Origin of the sequence: Pantoea sp. ANP04, from assembly GCF_041982285.1 — a bacterium.
GTDB lineage: Bacteria > Pseudomonadota > Gammaproteobacteria > Enterobacterales > Enterobacteriaceae > Pantoea > Pantoea eucalypti.
On the sequence record NZ_JAUTYS010000003.1, the window covers coordinates 212,366 to 230,407 of the forward strand.

The 18,042-nt window shown below is 58.1% G+C and carries 16 protein-coding genes; 8 read left to right on the plus strand and 8 right to left on the minus strand.

The genetic code is table 11. The annotated features are described in order from the left end of the window. Window positions 1–15: 15 nt before the first annotated feature. Genes urtB through urtE form a run of 4 tightly spaced genes read left to right on the plus strand, consistent with a single transcriptional unit; the run spans window position 16 to window position 4,142 of the window. Complete coding sequence (gene urtB, locus Q7C21_RS05765; protein WP_008925540.1) at window positions 16–1,581, plus strand: urea ABC transporter permease subunit UrtB; 1,566 nt, start codon at window positions 16–18, stop codon at window positions 1,579–1,581. Continuing rightward, the gene (gene urtC, locus Q7C21_RS05770; protein ID WP_008925539.1) at window positions 1,581–2,654 is read left to right on the plus strand and encodes an urea ABC transporter permease subunit UrtC; all 1,074 of its coding nucleotides are present in this window, start codon (window positions 1,581–1,583) and stop codon (window positions 2,652–2,654) included. The genes urtB and urtC overlap by 1 nt, the downstream gene beginning before the upstream one ends. Continuing rightward, complete coding sequence (urtD, locus tag Q7C21_RS05775) at window positions 2,651–3,442, plus strand: urea ABC transporter ATP-binding protein UrtD (protein WP_008925538.1); 792 nt, start codon at window positions 2,651–2,653, stop codon at window positions 3,440–3,442. The genes urtC and urtD overlap by 4 nt, the downstream gene beginning before the upstream one ends. Window position 3,443: 1 nt before the next feature. Next, the gene (gene urtE, locus Q7C21_RS05780; RefSeq protein WP_375150493.1) at window positions 3,444–4,142 is read left to right on the plus strand and encodes an urea ABC transporter ATP-binding subunit UrtE; all 699 of its coding nucleotides are present in this window, start codon (window positions 3,444–3,446) and stop codon (window positions 4,140–4,142) included. 7 nt (window positions 4,143–4,149) lie between these two features. Here urtE and Q7C21_RS05785 read toward each other — a convergent pair whose 3' ends face one another. From Q7C21_RS05785 to rbsK, 3 genes are read right to left on the minus strand one after another with little or no spacing between them, the layout of a single operon-like run. Beyond that, window positions 4,150–5,163 (minus strand): aldose 1-epimerase family protein, encoded by a 1,014-nt coding sequence (locus Q7C21_RS05785; protein ID WP_375150494.1) that lies wholly within the window; start codon window positions 5,161–5,163, stop codon window positions 4,150–4,152. Then, window positions 5,160–6,485: an L-fucose:H+ symporter permease gene (gene fucP / locus Q7C21_RS05790; RefSeq protein ID WP_375150495.1), complete on the minus strand. Its 1,326-nt coding sequence runs from the start codon at window positions 6,483–6,485 to the stop codon at window positions 5,160–5,162. Before fucP ends, Q7C21_RS05785 begins: the two co-directional genes overlap by 4 nt. Window positions 6,486–6,494: 9 nt before the next feature. Then, window positions 6,495–7,412, minus strand: coding sequence for a ribokinase (gene rbsK / locus Q7C21_RS05795; protein WP_003854889.1), 918 nt, complete (start codon window positions 7,410–7,412; stop codon window positions 6,495–6,497). A 379-nt stretch (window positions 7,413–7,791) separates the two neighbouring features. On the opposite strand from rbsK, the gene deoR reads away from it, so the two are divergent. Both deoR and ettA read left to right on the plus strand, forming a co-directional pair. Beyond that, window positions 7,792–8,556, plus strand: a complete 765-nt coding sequence (deoR, locus tag Q7C21_RS05800) for a DNA-binding transcriptional repressor DeoR (RefSeq protein ID WP_033743124.1) — start codon at window positions 7,792–7,794, stop codon at window positions 8,554–8,556. Between the two features lie 179 nt (window positions 8,557–8,735). Then, complete coding sequence (ettA, locus tag Q7C21_RS05805) at window positions 8,736–10,403, plus strand: energy-dependent translational throttle protein EttA (RefSeq protein WP_008925533.1); 1,668 nt, start codon at window positions 8,736–8,738, stop codon at window positions 10,401–10,403. A 45-nt stretch (window positions 10,404–10,448) separates the two neighbouring features. On the opposite strand, the gene Q7C21_RS05810 is transcribed toward ettA, so the two are convergent. Beyond that, the gene (locus Q7C21_RS05810) at window positions 10,449–11,345 is read right to left on the minus strand and encodes a LysR family transcriptional regulator (RefSeq protein ID WP_003854894.1); all 897 of its coding nucleotides are present in this window, start codon (window positions 11,343–11,345) and stop codon (window positions 10,449–10,451) included. A 186-nt stretch (window positions 11,346–11,531) separates the two neighbouring features. On the opposite strand from Q7C21_RS05810, the gene Q7C21_RS05815 reads away from it, so the two are divergent. Beyond that, window positions 11,532–12,533 (plus strand): zinc-binding alcohol dehydrogenase family protein, encoded by a 1,002-nt coding sequence (locus Q7C21_RS05815; protein ID WP_003854895.1) that lies wholly within the window; start codon window positions 11,532–11,534, stop codon window positions 12,531–12,533. Window positions 12,534–12,578: 45 nt separating this feature from the next. Here the strand turns inward: Q7C21_RS05815 and nadR are convergent, their stop codons facing one another. The 3 genes from nadR to serB all read right to left on the minus strand — a co-directional run bounded on the left by nadR (window position 12,579) and on the right by serB (window position 16,269). Beyond that, complete coding sequence (nadR, locus tag Q7C21_RS05820; RefSeq protein ID WP_008925532.1) at window positions 12,579–13,820, minus strand: multifunctional transcriptional regulator/nicotinamide-nucleotide adenylyltransferase/ribosylnicotinamide kinase NadR; 1,242 nt, start codon at window positions 13,818–13,820, stop codon at window positions 12,579–12,581. A gap of 75 nt (window positions 13,821–13,895) precedes the next feature. Continuing rightward, entirely contained in the window at window positions 13,896–15,278 is a 1,383-nt protein-coding gene (gene radA / locus Q7C21_RS05825) for a DNA repair protein RadA (protein ID WP_003854897.1), read from the minus strand. A 13-nt stretch (window positions 15,279–15,291) separates the two neighbouring features. Then, the gene (gene serB, locus Q7C21_RS05830; RefSeq protein WP_078804764.1) at window positions 15,292–16,269 is read right to left on the minus strand and encodes a phosphoserine phosphatase; all 978 of its coding nucleotides are present in this window, start codon (window positions 16,267–16,269) and stop codon (window positions 15,292–15,294) included. Between the two features lie 107 nt (window positions 16,270–16,376). On the opposite strand from serB, the gene Q7C21_RS05835 reads away from it, so the two are divergent. Next, on the plus strand, window positions 16,377–17,027 hold the full coding sequence (locus Q7C21_RS05835; RefSeq protein WP_008925530.1) for a YtjB family periplasmic protein: 651 nt from the start codon (window positions 16,377–16,379) through the stop codon (window positions 17,025–17,027). 321 nt (window positions 17,028–17,348) lie between these two features. Here the strand turns inward: Q7C21_RS05835 and yjjG are convergent, their stop codons facing one another. After that, entirely contained in the window at window positions 17,349–18,029 is a 681-nt protein-coding gene (gene yjjG / locus Q7C21_RS05840; protein WP_375150496.1) for a pyrimidine 5'-nucleotidase, read from the minus strand. Between the last annotated feature and the right edge of the window lie 13 nt (window positions 18,030–18,042).

The window sequence follows — 18,042 nt, forward strand, 5'->3', positions numbered from 1 at the left end:
AACGAGGCTCCTTTTATGAATCTATGTCGCTGTTTTTTCAGCCTGCTTCTGTTGCTGCCGCTGTTTGCCAGCGCCGGACCGGCGGCTGACTTTGCCGCCGCCAGCCGCAGCCAGCAGGCCACGCTGCTGCAACAATGGGCTGCCGCGCCGGACAGTCAGCGTCTGCCGCTGCTGGAAGCGTTAAAAGCAGAAACCGTGGTCATCGACCAGAACAAACAGCCATTCAGCCAGCAGGGATCGACGCTGCAGCCGCTGGATGCGGTGGCACAGCCCACGGGTAACCTGAAAAAGCTGTTTATGAACAATCGCCTGCGCGTGCTGGTAAACAACGCGCTGGCTGCGCACCAGCTGGTGAGCAGTGATGCGGCCCTGCGTCTGCGCGCAGCGCAGCAGCTGCAAAATGAGGGTGCCGCAGACCAGTTGCCGCTGCTGGAACAGCGGCTGGCCGCTGAACAGGACAGCCGGGTACATGCTGCATTAGCGCTGGCACTGGCGAATCTGCAACTGGCGGATGGCGAACCGATGGTGCGCCTGCGGGCGGTGAAACTGCTGGGTGAGTCCAGCGATCCCAATACGCAGGCCAGCCTGCAACGCCTGACCCAGCCCGCGAATGAGCCAGATGTCACGGTACGGGCGGCAGCGGCCGAAAGCCTGCAACAGATTCAGAAACGGCTAATGTGGGGCGATCTGCTGGGGCAGGCCTTCAGCGGCCTGTCGCTGGGCTCCATCCTGCTGCTGGCCGCGCTGGGCCTGGCGATCACCTACGGGCTGCTGGGGGTGATCAACATGGCGCACGGTGAAATGCTGATGCTCGGCGCGTACGCCACCTGGTGGGTGCAGAGCCTGTTTCAGCAGTTTGCACCGGACTATTTAGCCTGGTATCCACTGCTGGCGTTGCCGGTCGCCTTTATGGTCACCGCCGCCATCGGCATGGCGCTGGAACGCACCATCATCCGCCATCTCTATGGCCGTCCGCTTGAGACGCTGCTCGCTACCTGGGGAATCAGCCTGATGCTGATCCAGCTGGTACGGGTGCTGTTCGGGGCGCAAAACCTGGAAGTGGCGAATCCGTCGTGGCTCTCAGGTGGCCTGCAGCTGCTGCCCAACCTGGTGCTGCCGTGGAACCGCATCGCGGTGATCCTGTTTGTGGTGTTTGTGCTGGCGCTCACCTGGCTGCTGCTGAACCGGACCCGCCTTGGCATGAACGTGCGCGCCGTGACCCAGAACCGCGCCATGGCGGAGTGCTGCGGCGTGCCAACGGGTCGCGTCGATATGCTGGCGTTTGGCCTTGGTTCGGGCATTGCCGGGTTGGGAGGCGTGGCGCTGTCGCAGCTTGGTAACGTCGGACCGGAGCTGGGTCAGGGCTATATCATTGACTCGTTCCTGGTGGTGGTGCTGGGTGGCGTCGGCCAGCTGGCAGGCACCGTGGTTGCCGCGTTCAGCCTGGGCATTCTGAACAAAGTGCTGGAGCCGCAGATTGGCGCGGTGCTGGGTAAGATCCTGATTCTGGTGATTATCGTGCTGTTTATTCAGAAACGTCCGCAGGGACTGTTTGCGGTTAAAGGAAGGGTGACTGACTGATGACGCAACCCATCACACTTCGCATGGCGCGCACCGCGCCGCGCCTGGCGATCAGCATCGGCGTGGCGATCACTCTGGCGTTACTGGTGATGCCGTTTCTGGCGCTGCTGCCCGCCGCCCATCCGCTGGCGATCTCCACTTATACCCTGACGCTGGTCGGCAAAATCCTCTGCTATGCGGTGGTCGCCGTGGCGCTGGATCTGGTGTGGGGTTACGCCGGACTGCTGTCGCTGGGCCACGGGCTGTTCTTTGCCCTCGGCGGTTATGCCATGGGCATGTACCTGATGCGCCAGGCCGCAGGCGAAGGCTTGCCCGCCTTTATGTCCTTTCTCTCCTGGCGAGAGCTGCCCTGGTTCTGGACCGGCACCGAATACTTCGCCTGGGCGCTCTGCCTGAGCATGCTGGTGCCGGGCCTGCTGGCGCTGCTGTTTGGCTTCTTCGCCTTTCGCTCAAAGATCAAAGGCGTCTACTTCTCCATCATGACCCAGGCGCTGACCTACGCCGGTATGCTGCTGTTCTTCCGTAATGAAACCGGATTTGGCGGCAACAACGGCTTCACCGGCTTTACTACCCTGCTCGGCTTTTCGGTGACGGCGACCGGAACCCGCATCGGGCTATTTATCGCCACGGTACTGCTGCTGCTGCTGAGCCTGGTGATTGGCTTCACCCTGGCGCGCAGCAAGTTTGGCCGGGTACTGACCGCGGTGCGGGATGCCGAAAACCGTCTGATGTTTTGTGGTTACGATCCGCGCGGCTTCAAGCTATTAGTCTGGACGCTCTCCGCCGTGCTGTGCGGTCTTGCCGGGGCGCTCTATGTGCCGCAGGTCGGCATTATCAATCCGGGAGAGATGTCACCAGCCAACTCAATAGAAGCCGCGATCTGGGTGGCGCTGGGTGGACGCGGTACGCTGATTGGCCCGCTGCTGGGCGCAGCAATTGTTAACGGCGCACGCAGCTTCTTCACCGTCGCCTTCCCTGAATACTGGCTGTTTTTCCTGGGACTGATGTTCATCCTGGTGACACTGTTTCTGCCGCACGGCGTGATTGGCCTGCTGCGCCGGAGGAAAAAATGAGTGATGCCCTGTTTACCCAGCCTCAGCTCGCGGATCGCCATCGGGCGCAGCGCGATCCCGTCCTGCAACTGGAGAAGATCAGCGTCTCGTTTGACGGCTTCCGGGCGCTGACCGATCTTTCGCTGCAGATCGGCATCGGGGAACTGCGCTGCGTGATCGGCCCCAACGGCGCAGGCAAAACTACGCTGATGGATGTGATCACCGGCAAAACCCGCCCCGACGCCGGCCGGGTGATCTACGACCAGGACAGCGATCTGACCCGTCTGTCGCCGGTAGAGATCGCCCGCGCCGGCATTGGCCGTAAGTTCCAGAAGCCTACTGTGTTTGAGGCATTAACCGTATTTGAGAATCTTGAGATCGCGCTTAAAGCCAATAAATCGGTCTGGGCCAGCCTGCGCGCTCGTCTCAGCAGCGAACAGCGCGACAGAATTGATGAGGTGCTGAAACTGCTGCGGCTGGGTGGCGAACGCCAGCGCCGTGCGGGCCTGCTATCGCACGGCCAGAAGCAATTTCTGGAGATTGGCATGCTGCTGGTTCAGGAGCCGCATCTGCTGCTGCTGGATGAACCGGCGGCAGGCATGACTGACGCAGAGACGGCCTACACCGCCGAGTTGTTCCGCAGCCTGGCGGGCAAACACTCCCTGATGGTGGTGGAGCATGACATGGGCTTTGTCGAGACCATCGCCGACCATGTCACGGTGCTGCATCAGGGGCAGGTGCTGGCCGAGGGTTCGCTGCGCGAGGTTCAGGCCAGTGAGCAGGTTATCGACGTTTATCTGGGGCGCTAAAATGTTACAGGTTACTGAACTGAATCAATATTATGGCGGCAGCCACATTCTGCGTGGCCTGTCGTTTGAGGTAAAAATTGGTGAAATTACCTGTCTGCTTGGCCGCAATGGCGTGGGAAAAACCACACTGCTGAAGTGCCTGATGGGGCTGATCCCGGCGAAGTCAGGCGAGATTCAGTGGCAGCAGCAGCGGATGAATGGACGCAAGCCGCACCAGCGGGTGCAGGCGGGCATCGCCTATGTGCCGCAGGGACGGGAAATCTTTCCGCGTCTGACGGTCGAAGAGAACCTGCTGATGGGCCTGTCGCGCTTTCCGGCGGCGCAGGCGCGTGAGGTGCCGGAGGAGATTTATCAGCTCTTTCCGGTGCTGCTGGCGATGAAGTCACGCCGGGGCGGCGATCTCTCGGGCGGTCAGCAGCAGCAGCTGGCGATCGGCCGGGCGCTGGCCTGTCGGCCACAGCTGCTGATCCTTGATGAGCCGACCGAAGGGATCCAGCCCTCGGTGATCAAAGAGATCGGCGCGGTAATCCGCCAGCTGACGCAACGGGGAGATATGGCGATCCTGCTGGTTGAGCAGTTTTATGACTTCGCGGCAGAACTGGCGGACAGCTATCTGGTGATGTCGCGCGGTGAAATTGTGCAGCGTGGCCGCGGCGACACCATGGAAGCAGAAGGTGTGCGCGGCCTGGTGGCGATTTAAACCCGACTCAGAGCAGGCCGGTCTCCACAGAGAAGTGACGCTGCTCGCCGCTCGCCAGGGTGATCAGCGTGCCGGCCTGCTGCGCGGCAAGAAAACCCTCTGGCCGACAGGTGGCGGGCAGAATATAGGCCGCCACCTGCTGGTCATGGTTGTGCAGCAGCCAGCGGGTCGCGTGCGGGAACTGCGCGGTAGAGAAGCGCGTCATCAGCGCGTAGCCCTGCGGCGCATGCAACTCAAACTGTACCTCATCACCATACTGCGGCAGATCGTCCGCAAAGAAGACGATCTCGGGATCGCAGAGCTGCGGTTGATCGAGCTGCTGTAACGCCTGCGGATCGCGCGCCAGTTGATCCGTGTAATCCCGCCAGGCGGGCGTTGGTCGCAGGTGCGCCGGGATCGAGCGACGCAGCTGGAATGCCCCTTCGGGGATCGACTGCCGGAAGCGCCCCTGATCGATCCATGCGCTGTTGAGGTGACACATGTATTGCAACGGCATCGGTGCACCCGCCAGATTGGTCACCGTCATCTCTATCGTCAGACGGGGCCTGTCGGCCTGAATGCGAACGGCGGGTGCCGCAACATAATGATGGCCGAAGCCTTTAACATATTCACACTCCCCTTCCAGCGACAGTGTCTGATCGTCCAGCACCAGCCAGGCACTATCCATGCGGGCGCAGGCCATCTCACCGTGCAGCGGATGATCGTCCTCTGGCGCGGGGCAACCGTTCGCCAGCAGCCCCGAATGAAACGCAAAACAGCCATAGGTATCGATGATGGAATGTGCGGGCAGCGGCTGTTTAAAACTGTGGCCCATGGTCAGGTTGTGATCGTCGAACTGCACGTCCCAGATCATCTGTCCGAGAAATGGCAGCACGGTCACGCTGCCGCGCCGGTTGTGAATCCGCACCGCCTCGATGCCCGCCGGATAGCGAAACAGCTCAACCCGGAAGTCATCGCTTTCCAGCAGCAGCGAGGGCGTGGTGTGAAACTGGTCACGCGCTAAGGGTAAACGGGTTCTCATGGTAACTCCTCCACCAGACGACCGGCCGCAACCGGCTGTTTTTTATGGCGCAGTTCGCCGTAGAAGTAAAATCCGACCCAGGCGAAGCAGAGCAGCGAGACACCAAACGCCAGCTGCATTGAACCCAGCGTGTCAGACACCAGGCCCTGCAGCGCCGGGACAAAGGCCGCGCCAACAATCGCCATCACGATAAACGCGCCTGCCACTTCAGTGTATTTATTATCGACCGTCGCCAGCGTACCGGCGTAGATCGTTGCCCAGCAGGGCCCAAACAGCACGCTGACAAAAACGGCGGCGTAGACGGCGGTAAAGTTCGGCACCAGCATCACATAAGCCAGCGTCAGCACGCCCAGCACCGAATAGGCGATCAGCACTTTCTCGGCACGGAAGCGGGTCATCAGGAAGTTCGCCACGAACTTGCCGATAAAGAAGCAGACGAAGCTGTAGATCATAAAGTTAGAGGCGTGACGTTCATTGGCCGCCCCCAGCGTCAGCGCCAGACGAATGGTAAATGACCAGACCGCCACCTGCATGCCGACATACAGGAACTGGGTCACAATGCCGCGTTTAAAGTGACGGTTAGCCGCCAGATAGCGGAAGGTCTCGCCCAGTGACGGCCGGGATGTCTCATTACTCTCTGGTTTGCAGCGCGGATAGCGGGTGAACATAAACAGCAGCATCACGACCACCAGCACCATCACCAGATATTTGTAAGGCTCCAGCGTGTGCTCCAGCATTGTCAGGCGGAAAGCATGCGCCTGCTCTGCCGTCATGGCTGCCATCTGACTCTCCAGACTGTCGCCATCCTGGAACACCAGATATTTACCCAGCACAATCCCCATCAGCGCACCGATCGGATAGAAGGTCTGGCTGACGTTGAGGCGCAGCGTCGCATGATCACGATGACCAATCATCGAGCTGTAGGTGTTGGCCGCCGTTTCCAGGAAACTCAGGCCAATGGCAATCGCAAAGATCGCCGCGAGGAATATGGTGTAGGTCGCCATGTGCGAAGCAGGATAAAAGGCGATACAGCCGGCAATGTAGAGCGCCAGACCGATCATAATCGCCATCTTGTAACTGGTTTTGCGGATCACCAGCGAGGCGGGGATCGCAATCAGAAAATAGCCGCCATAAAAGGCGCTCTGCACCAGCGCACTGGCGAAGTCGCTCAGGGCAAACACACTTTTAAACTGGGTAATCAGGATATCGTTGAGACTCGCTGCACAGCCCCAGAGCGGGAAGAGGCACGACAGCAGAATGAACTGGAACAGCGGCGTTTTATTCAGATAGCCATCAGATTGCTGAACAATTTTCTGTTGCATAGCAGAACCTCAGTTACGGTTGAGAAAACGCTGGAAAGTCTCTGCGTCGGGATAAGCGCGCTGCGTGCCGCGCCCGGTGACGCTGCAGGCGGCATAGGCCGACGCCTGTGTCATGGCGGCGGCCACATCGCCGGTTTTCACCAGCAGATAGGCAAAGCAGCCGATAAAGGCATCACCTGCGCCGCTGGTATCGACCGCCTGAACCGGCGTCGCGGCCACGCGATGCACCTTGTCGCCGCTCATCCAGACCGAGCCCCGGCTGCCCAGAGTAATGATCAGATTTTTAAGGCCGCGCTTCAGCAGCGACTGCCCCGCCAGGATCACCTCGTCATCGGTGCTGACGGGCAGGCCGGTGAGGATCTCCAGTTCGGTTTCGTTCGGCATAAAGAAGTCGCATTTGCAGGCGTAGTGAATATCCAGCGAAGCGACGGCCGGTGCCGGATTCAGGATCACGTTGATCTGATGCTGGCGGGCAAAATCGATGGCGTAATAGACCGTCTCCAGCGGGATCTCCAGCTGCAGGATGATCAGCTCACAGGCTTTCAGCGCCTCTGCCGCGTCGTCGATATCAGCCGGTTTCAGCTGCTGGTTGGCACCTTTGATAATCAGAATGCGGTTTTGCGACTGGTCATCGACAAAAATCGGTGCCACACCGCTGGAGGTGCCTGGTGCAGTGGTGACAAATCGCGTGTCCACGCCCTGCTGCTGCAGGTTCGCGACGGTGTTGGGCGCAAAGAGATCGTCGCCAACTTTGCTGACCATCATCACGCTGCCGCCCATTTTCGCCGCCGCAACCGCCTGGTTAGCGCCCTTACCGCCGCAGCCAATCGCAAAGTCAGGCGCTTCAAGGGTTTCGCCCGCTTTCGGCAGGCTGTTGGTATAGGTAATCAAATCGACCATGTTTGAGCCGATGACCGCAATTGTCATGACCATTTCTCCTGGATATTTTGCAAACTTCAAATGTTATTAAAGTCACAATAACCTTTCTTAAAAGTTAAATATGTGACAAAAACCACAACATGAGTGCGCAAAATCGACAATATGCGACAGGGAGCGGGATTTTAAGTGTTACTATTATAACAAAATAACATCATTGAGCCTGCTGGCTGAGCAATGTGAACGCCTGCGGCGATGAGCGGTAGTCACCGCACAGCGGAGGTTTGCGGGCCTTTCAGAATGCGGGTAAGATTGGTTGCCAGCCTGGCGGATGAGACGCAACTCATTAAAATCTGTGAGGTTTGTCGCGTATTGACGTCGGTTCCGGCGTCTTTCCTCCGCATTGCAGGATAGGTAAACAGAGATGACCATGGAAACCCGGCGCGACGAACGCATTCACAAGCTGACACAGGCGCTTAAACGCACCGATAAACTGCATCTCAAAGACGCGGCCCAGCTGCTGGGTGTCTCAGAGATGACGGTTCGCCGCGATTTAACCGAACCGGGCTCCAGCGTGGTGTTACTGGGCGGCTACATTGTCAGCGACCCAAAAAGTCATACCGGCCACTATTTTGTCAGCGATCAGCATGGGCAGAATGCGGCCAGAAAGCAGCGACTGGCGCAGGCGGCGGCCAGCCTGATTAACGAAAACGATACGGTCTTTTTCGATTGCGGCACTACCCTGCCCTATATCGTTGATGCGATTCCCGACACGCTGTCGTTCACTGCCATCTGCTGTGCTATGAACACCTTTCTGACGCTGAAAGAGAAACCTGGCTGTAACGTTATTCTCAGCGGCGGTGAATTTCATGCTGACAACGCTCTGTTTACACCGATTGGCGTACACACCATCCTGGACGATCTTTGTCCGACGCTGGCTTTGATCTCTGCGGCGGGTATCGACAAAGATCAGGGGGCGACCTGCTACAACACCAATGAACTGATGATGAAACATCACGCCATGCTGCGTGCCCGAACGTCGGTACTGGTGGCTGACAGCAGTAAATATGGCAAGGTGCTGCCTGCCCGCATTGCCGGGCTGCAGCGTTTTGACCTGCTGGTGAGTGACAGCGCACCCGATCAGGCGTTACAGAACTGGCTGGCGCAGCAGGCGATACCGCTTCGCCTGCCCTGAGCCTGCCTCTGCCGTCATTTCAGCGATTACGCGCGGAAATCAGACAGTTATTTCATACGTTGTCCGGCATCACCGCCCTCAGGGCATTATTCGCCGCCCCCCGGCTGGGATTAAACGGTGAAAAAGGCTAAACTTCGACATCATTCCAACGACCAACAGACCCAGAGGCTCAATCCAACGTGGCTCAATTCGTCTATAGCATGCATCGCGTCGGCAAAGTGGTTCCGCCGAAGCGACATATCCTGAAAAACATCTCGCTCAGCTTCTTCCCCGGCGCAAAAATCGGCGTACTCGGCCTGAATGGCGCGGGTAAATCTACCCTGCTGCGCATCATGGCCGGCATCGATAAAGATATCGAAGGGGAAGCGCGTCCGCAGCCAGGCATCAAGATTGGCTACCTGCCGCAGGAGCCGCAGCTTAACCTTGAACACACCGTGCGCGAGTCGGTTGAAGAAGCGCTGTCAGAAGTAGTTGGCGCACTGAAACGTCTCGACGAAGTTTATGCGCTCTATGCCGAAGAGGATGCAGACTTCGACAAGCTGGCCGCTGAGCAGGGCCGTCTTGAAGAGATCATCCAGGCGCACGATGGTCACAACCTGAATACCCAACTGGAACGTGCTGCCGATGCGCTGCGCCTGCCAGACTGGGACGCGAAGATCGCCACCCTTTCCGGTGGTGAACGTCGCCGCGTCGCCCTCTGCCGCCTGCTGCTGGAAAAACCAGACATGCTGCTGCTGGACGAACCGACGAACCACCTGGACGCCGAATCTGTCGCCTGGCTGGAGCGCTTCCTGCATGACTTCGAAGGCACTGTGGTCGCGATTACGCATGACCGTTACTTCCTGGATAACGTGGCAGGCTGGATTCTGGAACTTGACCGCGGTGAAGGTATTCCGTGGGAAGGCAACTACTCCTCCTGGCTGGAGCAGAAAGATGCGCGTCTGGCTCAGGAAGCTTCTTCTGAAGCCGCGCGTCGTAAGTCGATTGAGAAAGAGCTGGAGTGGGTGCGCAAAGGGCCAAAAGGCCAGCAGTCTAAAGGCAAAGCCCGTCTGGCTCGCTTTGAAGAGCTGAACAACACGGACTACCAGAAGCGTAACGAAACCAACGAACTGTTTATTCCGCCAGGTGCCCGTCTGGGTGACAAAGTGCTGGAAGTCAGCAATCTGCGTAAGTCATATGGCGACCGTGTGCTGATTGACGATCTCTCGTTCTCAGTACCGAAAGGGGCAATTGTCGGGATTATCGGTCCTAACGGCGCGGGTAAATCGACGCTGTTCCGCATGATGTCCGGTCAGGAACAGCCTGATTCCGGCAGCATTGTGCTGGGCGAGACGGTGAAACTGGCGTCCGTCGATCAGTTCCGCGACAGCATGGATAACTCCAAAACCGTCTGGGAAGAAGTTTCCGGTGGTCAGGACATCATGCGTATCGGTAACACCGAGATGCCAAGCCGCGCCTATGTTGGCCGCTTTAACTTTAAAGGCGTCGATCAGGGCAAACGCGTTGGCGAACTGTCGGGTGGTGAGCGTGGTCGTCTGCACCTCGCGAAACTGCTGCAGGTTGGCGGCAACATGTTGCTGCTCGATGAACCGACCAACGACCTGGATATCGAAACCCTGCGCGCGCTGGAAAACGCCCTGCTGGAGTTCCCGGGCTGTGCCATGGTCATCTCGCATGACCGCTGGTTCCTGGACCGTATCGCGACGCACATCCTGGATTACCAGGATGAGGGTAATATCGAATTCTTCGAAGGTAACTTTACCGAATATGAAGAGTACAAGAAGCGTACTCTCGGCGCCGACGCACTGGAGCCGAAGCGCATCAAGTACAAGCGTATGACGAAGTAATCGAATAAACGGGCGGCAGCGATGCCGCCCTTTTTGATGGTTCACTCAGCGATAAAACTCTCTGAACACCGGTGACTGCAGCGCAAACTCAATAAAGCGCGCCAGCGCAGGCGAATTCAGTTTACGGCCCGGATAGACCAGCCACAGCTCATTTCCCTCGACTTCCCATTCCGGCAGCACCGGCACCAGCCGGGGATCCGCCATCGCCCCATCGGTCAGAAAGTGCGGCAGCAGCGTAATGCCTGCATCGCCCAGCGCCGATTCGCGCGCATAGAGTAAATTGTCGGTGAGATGGCCAGGCGGCAGCAGCCAGCGGTAGAACGCGCCATCACGCTGCAATACCCATTCATTCCATGCGCGATGCGCGATACAGCGGTGAGCTGACAGCTGCTGCGGGTGAAGCAGCGGCGGGTGCTGATTAAGATAGTGCTGCGAAGCCACCAGCAGTCGTGGGCAGTTGCCTATCCGGCGGCCAATCAGCGAGGACTCCTGCGGCTGACCGGTGCGCAGCGCCACATCAAAGCCCTCCTGTACCAGATCCCGCATCTCATCGGAAATCGAGACATCCAGCGTCACATCAGGATAGAGACGCAAAAACGCTGCATTACAGCGCGCCAGCAGTGTGGCCCCAATGCCCGCCGGACTGGTGATGCGCAGACGCCCGCTGGGGTTTTCACGCAGGCTGGCGATAGCCTGATCGGCGCGTTCACTGGCCTGCATCATCTCCTGACAATGCAGCAGATAGCGCTCACCGGCAAAAGTCAGATTGAGCTGGCGGGTGGTGCGATTCAGCAAACGAATCCCCAGCCGCTGCTCCAGCTGGCTGATACGCTGACTGACACTGGATTTAGGCAGGCCTGCGCGTTCTGCCGCGCCGGTAAAGCTGCCGCACTCCGCCACCAGCGCAAACAGCGCCATGTCCTGCCACTGACGAAATGCCATTGTTCACCTCAGACGAACACTCTATGAAAGATTGTCCATCTTATCACCGTTAAAATCAGGTTCTACACTTAAGGCCTGTCTTCATCATTACAGCTGGTCTTGCCATAAAGAGTATGTACACCGGCTCCCGACCAGGCTGTCAGAGAAAAGAGCCAGACTCTTTGCTTAACTACACAGGAAAACGTTATGTCTATTCGCGCTATCGCAATTAATCCCGAAAATCCTGAACACTTTACTGAAATTTTCCCTGAAACCCCCACGCCAGGCGAGTATGACCTGCGTGTCGAGGTCAAAGCCGCCTCGGTCAACCCGGTTGATACCAAGGTGCACAAAGGGGCGAAGAAGAACGGCTTACAGCAGCCACGTATCCTGGGCTGGGATGCCAGCGGCGTTGTGCTGGAAGTGGGCAGCTCAGTCAGCAACTTTAAGCCTGGCGATGAAGTCTTCTACGCCGGCGATCTGACCCGTCCAGGCAGCAACAGCACTGAGCAGCTGGTGGACTCACGCATCACCGGCCATAAGCCAGAGAGTCTGGACTGGGCACAGTCTGCCGCGATCCCACTGACGGCCCTGACCGCATGGGAAGGTTTATTTGAACGACTGAACCTGGAGACGGCATCGGAAGATCAGACTCTGCTGATCGTTGGCGGCGCAGGTGGTGTTGGATCACTGGCGATCCCCCTGGCGAAGCTGCGCAGCAAAGTGAAGATCATTGCGACTGCCTCGCGTGAAGATTCCGCCCAGTGGTGCCGCGATCGCGGAGCCGATGTGGTGATCAATTACAAAGATATGATCGGTGAGCTGGAGAAACAGGGCATTAAGCAGGTTGATTATATTTTCTGCCTGAACGATACCGACGGTCACTGGGAGACGATGGCGAAGCTGATCGCACCACAGGGTCATATCTGCACCATCGTGGAAAACGAACATCCGCTGTCGATGGATCAACTGAAGCTGAAGAGTGCGGCACTGCATTTCGAGCTGATGTACACTCGCAGCATGTTTAATACCCCGGATATGGCGCGTCAGGGCGAGATTCTGGATGCGGTATCGGCATTGCTGGATGAAGGTAAACTGCAAACCACGCTGAGCGAAACGCTGCACGGCTTAAGCGTTGAGACGTTAACTGCCGCCCATCAGCGCGTGCTGGAAGGCCACATGCGCGGCAAAGTGGTCATGGTCTATTAATGCGCTGACCCGGCTGCCGTGCGGCAGACCGGGTCACAGCTGGCGTTACGGCTGGGCGTTTTTCTCGCCCAGCATCGCTTTGACCAGCTCAATGCAGCGCAGGAACCGCGCGTCATAATCATCTTCCTGCACGTGCAGGAATTCGATGTTGTTTTCACGCAACATTGTCACCAGCATCGACTGAAACTCCCGCCGATCCACGGAACTGCCCAGACTGCGCAGTCCATCTGCGACCCAGGGCACGTTATTCTCTAACAGAATCACCAGATCAAAACGGTATTCATCGATCAGTGCCTGCACAAAGGGATGTTCGCGCCCTTCATACTTCAGACAGAATGCCTGCGTGGTCACAAAATCGGTGTCGATAAACGCCACTTTGTTGGCGTATTTAACGGCAAAATCGATGTACTGTGCCTGACCCAGCGCGATCTTGTCGTAATCGGAATATTGCAGCGCCATTTCGTCACCGCCCAGATGGGAGAAGACATAGTCGCGGCCATATTCCCAGGCGCTGGTGGTGTTAAAGATGTTGGCGAGCTTATTCACCAGCGTCGATTTACCGCTCGACTCGCCGCCGAGAATCGCCACGGTGCGCACAAAGAACGGCTTCACTTCCGTAGGAATGTAATCCCAGAAGCGGAACGGATCCTGACGAATCTGCGCGCCACTGATGCTCATAAAGGATCGGTTGGGATCGACCAGCACGGTCTGAATGCCAAGGTGCTGCTGATACATCTCCGCATCGGGCGCTTCACTGGTGTAGATGCAATCAGGTGCAATGCCGTGCTCGCTCAGAAACGCGCTGACGCCCTTGCTCCAGACATCCCAGCCATGCGGATAGGGTTCAATCCCCTCCTCATCAAAGGCGTGGATGCGGATATTTTTCTGATACTTAAAGGTCTGCAGCAGCCAGCGCAGGCGATCGCTGACCGTAGGCTGCTGTGACATCGCGCTGTTCTCAAACAGTTCACGGTCACGCGGCTCGTCATAACCCATAATGATATGCAGCTCATCCACCTGACTGCAGGCGCGCTGAATCAGATAGATATGGCCGGTGTGCAGCGGATAAAACTTACCAAATACCACGCCCACCGTTTTATCGCGGCGCGGAAATTCAAGGCCCAGGAATCGGTGAAGCGCCTCCAGTTTTTGCGCGCTGGGGCTTTTGATTTTGGCATTGAGCAACTGGCTCAGATAGCCTTTGGTCATGCCGCTGGCATCAGCGACCTGTTGCAGCGTATGGCCCTGCTGGCGAATAGCCGTTTTCAGATAATCAAACGACGACATGTCGTGCCTCCTGCATCAATGCGGTTAAGGTGGGAGCGGCCTGCCCGCGACGCCGGCTGGCAGGCCGCAGGCGCATTACAGATCGTCCAGAATCGCCAGCGCATCGGCCAGCTTCTTCGCGCTGAAAACCTGCATCCCGGCAATCGGTTTTTTCGGTGCATTCCCTGCCGGTACAATGGCGCGTTTGAACCCATGCTTCGCCGCTTCAGAGATGCGCTCCTGACCGCTGGGCACCGGACGGATCTCACCGGCCAGTCCCACTTCGCCGAAGATCACCAGATCCTGCGGCAACGGACGATCGCGCAGGCTCGACACCATCGACAGCATCAGCGCCAGGTCCGCACTGGTTTCGGTGACTTTAACACCACCAACCACGTTGACGAATACATCCTGATCCGCCATCTGCAATCCGCCATGACGATGTAAAACGGCCAGCAGTATCGCCAGGCGGTTCTGCTCCAGACCCACCGCAACGCGGCGTGGGTTGCCCATCATAGAGTGATCGACCAGCGCCTGAATCTCCACCAGCAGTGGACGCGTGCCTTCCCACAGCACCATCACCGAGCTGCCAGAGGTAACCTCTTCGCCCCGTGACAGGAAGATAGCGGACGGGTTGCTGACTTCACGCATGCCCTGCTCTGTCATGGCAAACACCCCCAGCTCATTGACCGCACCGAAGCGGTTTTTATGGCTGCGAAGGGTGCGGAAACGGGAGTCGGCATCGCCATCCAGCAGCACCGAACAGTCGATACAGTGCTCCAGCACTTTCGGCCCGGCCAGTGAGCCATCTTTAGTCACGTGACCGACCATGATGATCGCGACGCCGCGCGTTTTAGCGAAGCGCGTCAGGTAAGCGGCGGTTTCGCGCACCTGCGCGACGCTGCCGGGTGATGACTGGATCTCCGCCATGTGCATCACCTGGATCGAGTCGATCACCATCAGTTGCGGCTGCTCCTGTTCGGCGATGAGGCAGATCTGCTCAATGCTGGTTTCCGACAGCATATTGACATTTTCGGTGGGTAATCCCAGACGATGGGCGCGCATCGCAACCTGTTGCAGTGACTCTTCACCGGTGACGTACAGGGTTTTCATCCCCTCAGACAACCGGCACATCACCTGCAGCAGCAGCGTGGATTTCCCCGCACCAGGACTGCCGCCAATCAGAATGGCGCTGCCCGGCACCACCCCGCCGCCCAGCACCCGGTCAAACTCTTTGAAGCTGGTCGAGAAGCGCGGTAACGCCTCCAGGCTGATTTCAGAGAGCTTCTGCACCCGGCTGGTTCCGGCGCTGCCGGCATAGCCACTCAGGCGCTCGTTACGCGCAGCAGCAGGCGAGGCAGCAATGCGCACCTCGGTGATGGTGTTCCAGGCGTGACAGGCGCTGCATTGGCCCTGCCAGCGTGGGTAATCTGCGCCACATTCGTTACAGACAAATGCGCGTTTTGCCGCTTTGGCCAAATCAATACCTCAGTTAACGCTCTTCGTGGATCAGGCTGCCGGTAAGGATGCAGAACACCCCCATTAAATCGGCATGGCGAATGGTGACCGCGGTCTGCTCATTCACCTTAGGTTTAGCATGGAACGCAATGCCCAGCGCTGAGGCTTTGATCATCAGCAGGTCATTGGCACCATCGCCGATCGCCACCGTCTGTTCCGGCGCGATATTAAAACGCTCCGCCAGCTTCTTCAGGGTATCGGCTTTGTATTGTGCGTCGACAATCGGACCCAGCACGTTGCCGGTCAGTTTGCCGTCGCGAATTTCGAGTTCATTGGCCACCACCGCCGACAGATGCAGCTTGTCGCGCAGGTATTCAGCGTAATAGGTAAAGCCGCCAGAAGCGATAGCAATCTGCCAGCCCAGCGCCTGCAGCTTCTGCGTCAGCGTCGTTAAGCCTGGCATTAATGGCAGAGCATCACGCACCTGTTTCAGGATATTGGCATCTGCGCCCTGCAGCGTGGCGACGCGCTGACGCAGGCTGGCGGTGAAGTCGAGTTCGCCGCGCATCGCACGCTCCGTGACTTCCGCCACCTGCTCGCCGCAGCCCGCCAGTTTTGCAATCTCATCGATGCACTCGATCTGAATCGCGGTCGAGTCCATATCCATCACCAGCAGGCCTGGCGTCTTGAGATGCGGGATTTTGCCCAGCGGCGCAACATCCAGCCCGGCATCGTGCGCCAGCTTGCTGGCAAACGGCGTCAGCGATCCTGCCAGACGAATCACCTGATACTCATCGACATTCCAGGCACTGACGATCACCATCGCGGCACCCAGCTGGTGCTGGTAATCGGTGAGCCGTTGCTTGTCCAGCCCGCGGCCATACAGCAGCCAGCCGGTGCGGCCAGCGCGATAATCCAGCGGCATCACTTCATCACCGCTAAGAGAAAGGGGCAAACCCGGCCAGAGGGAAACATCGGCGGGAAGATCGCACCAGGTTAAACGATTTGGCATCAGAGCTCCTGTAGGGACAACAAAACCACGCAAGAGGCTACCTTGTCTGCGCCGCTTCTGGCAACATAATCTCCAGGCTTTCTGTTGTGATATGACCCGGATGAGTAATGGCTAAAACCGCACTGAAATTTCGCTTACATCGGACCGTGATCGTTCTGATCTCCATGGCGCTGCTGGTTGTGCTGATGCAGGGCGCATCATGGTTCAGTCTTGGTCATCAGGCGGCGCGTTCTGAACAGGTCGAGGAGCTGGCACATACACTGACCAGCCAGGTGGCGTTTAGTCTTAAGCCGTTGATGGACAACAGTGAAAATAACCGCACTCAGATAGAAGCCATTCTTAACCAGATGACGGCTAACAGTCGTATTCTGGATGCGTCGGTGTATGACGGCGACGGCAGTCTGGTGGCGCACAGCGGTGAAAATATTAATGTGCGTGATCGGCTGGCGCTCGATGGTCAGCGCGCAGGCAGCTATTTCAACCATCAGATTGTGCAGCCGCTGGCCGGGAGCGATGGCCCGCTGGGCTTCCTGCGCGTGACGCTGGATACCCACGTGCTGGTCACCGACTCGCATCAGGTCGATAACACCACCAATATTCTGCGTCTGATGATGCTGCTGGCACTGGCGATCGGCATTATTCTCTCCCGCACCCTGCTGCGCCATCGCCGCACCCGCTGGCAGCAGTCGCCGTTCCTGCTTACCGCCAGCACCCCGGTGAAAGAGGACCGGGATGAGGACGACGAGAAGAAAGAGTAGTGTTCTGCGCTGCGGTAAAGATAAAACGAGAAAGGCCCGCTGTGTGGGCCTCAGACTGCTGACAAACCCTGGCCTGATCGCTGTGAGACCGAGCCTGCGCAGGAAAGCGGGTCAGATCGGAAAGTCGCTTACGCCAATCCCTGGCCCGCTCGGCCCGCGCCCTCCATGGCGCGGGACGCTTTCCTCCCCTGACCCGGTTCCCTGCGTATTGAGCTAATCCATCGTTGCCAGATGTGCCTTGATTTGAATTTTTCAGCAGTCTGAAAGCACGCAATGCGGGCCTTTTTAGTGGAAAAATGTGGATTTGCGAGGCGTGTTCCGTTAGCCAATCAACAACGCTTCCAGCTCACCCAGCGATTTAACCTGCCAGGTGGGTTTAATATGTTCTGGCAGCGGTCGGGTGCCATGATCGAGCCAGCAGGTTTTCACTCCCGCGTTCATCCCGCCCAGAATGTCTGACTCTGGCGTATCCCCCACCATCAGCACCCGCTCACGATCCGGATTGCCCATCAGCTCCAGCGCGTAGTCAAAAATCGCGGCCGCCGGTTTTGGCACGCCAACCTGCTCAGAGATTACCAGCGCCGAGAAGTAATCACGGAAGCCGGTGCGCTCCAGACGCGTCTGCTGCAGCGCGGTAAAGCCGTTGGTGATGATCCCCATCTTTACCTTGCCATGCAGCAGGTTCATCAGGCTGACCGCGCCCGGCAGCGGCGTGCAGATCTCGCCCATCGCGCTGAGGAAGCCGCTGTTGAGGGTCTCTGGTGCCACGCTGAGCTTTTCGCTCCAGTGGTTGAAACGCTGAGTCTGCAACTGTAACGCTGAGATGGCGCCGTTCTGATAATCGACCCACAGCGGCTTGTTGATCGCCTGATAATCGCTGTAATCCTGGTCGGTGAACTGCACGTCATAGCCGGCGAACAGGCGCTGCAAACCGGCATAGGCGTCGAAATGGAAAAGGGTATCATCCGCATCAAACAGGATGCAGTCCCAGTTATCTATCATTAAAACTCCTTAA

What these genes read in the sequence shown, in the direction of transcription:
- serB (WP_078804764.1), bottom strand. Translation starts at nt 16,269, where the DNA reads ATGCCAAATCGTTTAACCTGGTGCGATCTTCCCGCCGATGTTTCCCTC.
- Q7C21_RS05815 (WP_003854895.1), top strand. Translation starts at nt 11,532, where the DNA reads ATGTCTATTCGCGCTATCGCAATTAATCCCGAAAATCCTGAACACTTT.
- Q7C21_RS05785 (WP_375150494.1), bottom strand. Translation starts at nt 5,163, where the DNA reads ATGAGAACCCGTTTACCCTTAGCGCGTGACCAGTTTCACACCACGCCC.
- urtC (WP_008925539.1), top strand. Translation starts at nt 1,581, where the DNA reads ATGACGCAACCCATCACACTTCGCATGGCGCGCACCGCGCCGCGCCTG.
- Q7C21_RS05835 (WP_008925530.1), top strand. Translation starts at nt 16,377, where the DNA reads ATGGCTAAAACCGCACTGAAATTTCGCTTACATCGGACCGTGATCGTT.
- urtE (WP_375150493.1), top strand. Translation starts at nt 3,444, where the DNA reads ATGTTACAGGTTACTGAACTGAATCAATATTATGGCGGCAGCCACATT.
- Q7C21_RS05810 (WP_003854894.1), bottom strand. Translation starts at nt 11,345, where the DNA reads ATGGCATTTCGTCAGTGGCAGGACATGGCGCTGTTTGCGCTGGTGGCG.
- yjjG (WP_375150496.1), bottom strand. Translation starts at nt 18,029, where the DNA reads ATGATAGATAACTGGGACTGCATCCTGTTTGATGCGGATGATACCCTT.
- nadR (WP_008925532.1), bottom strand. Translation starts at nt 13,820, where the DNA reads ATGTCGTCGTTTGATTATCTGAAAACGGCTATTCGCCAGCAGGGCCAT.
- urtB (WP_008925540.1), top strand. Translation starts at nt 16, where the DNA reads ATGAATCTATGTCGCTGTTTTTTCAGCCTGCTTCTGTTGCTGCCGCTG.
- deoR (WP_033743124.1), top strand. Translation starts at nt 7,792, where the DNA reads ATGGAAACCCGGCGCGACGAACGCATTCACAAGCTGACACAGGCGCTT.
- rbsK (WP_003854889.1), bottom strand. Translation starts at nt 7,412, where the DNA reads ATGACAATTGCGGTCATCGGCTCAAACATGGTCGATTTGATTACCTAT.
- urtD (WP_008925538.1), top strand. Translation starts at nt 2,651, where the DNA reads ATGAGTGATGCCCTGTTTACCCAGCCTCAGCTCGCGGATCGCCATCGG.
- fucP (WP_375150495.1), bottom strand. Translation starts at nt 6,485, where the DNA reads ATGCAACAGAAAATTGTTCAGCAATCTGATGGCTATCTGAATAAAACG.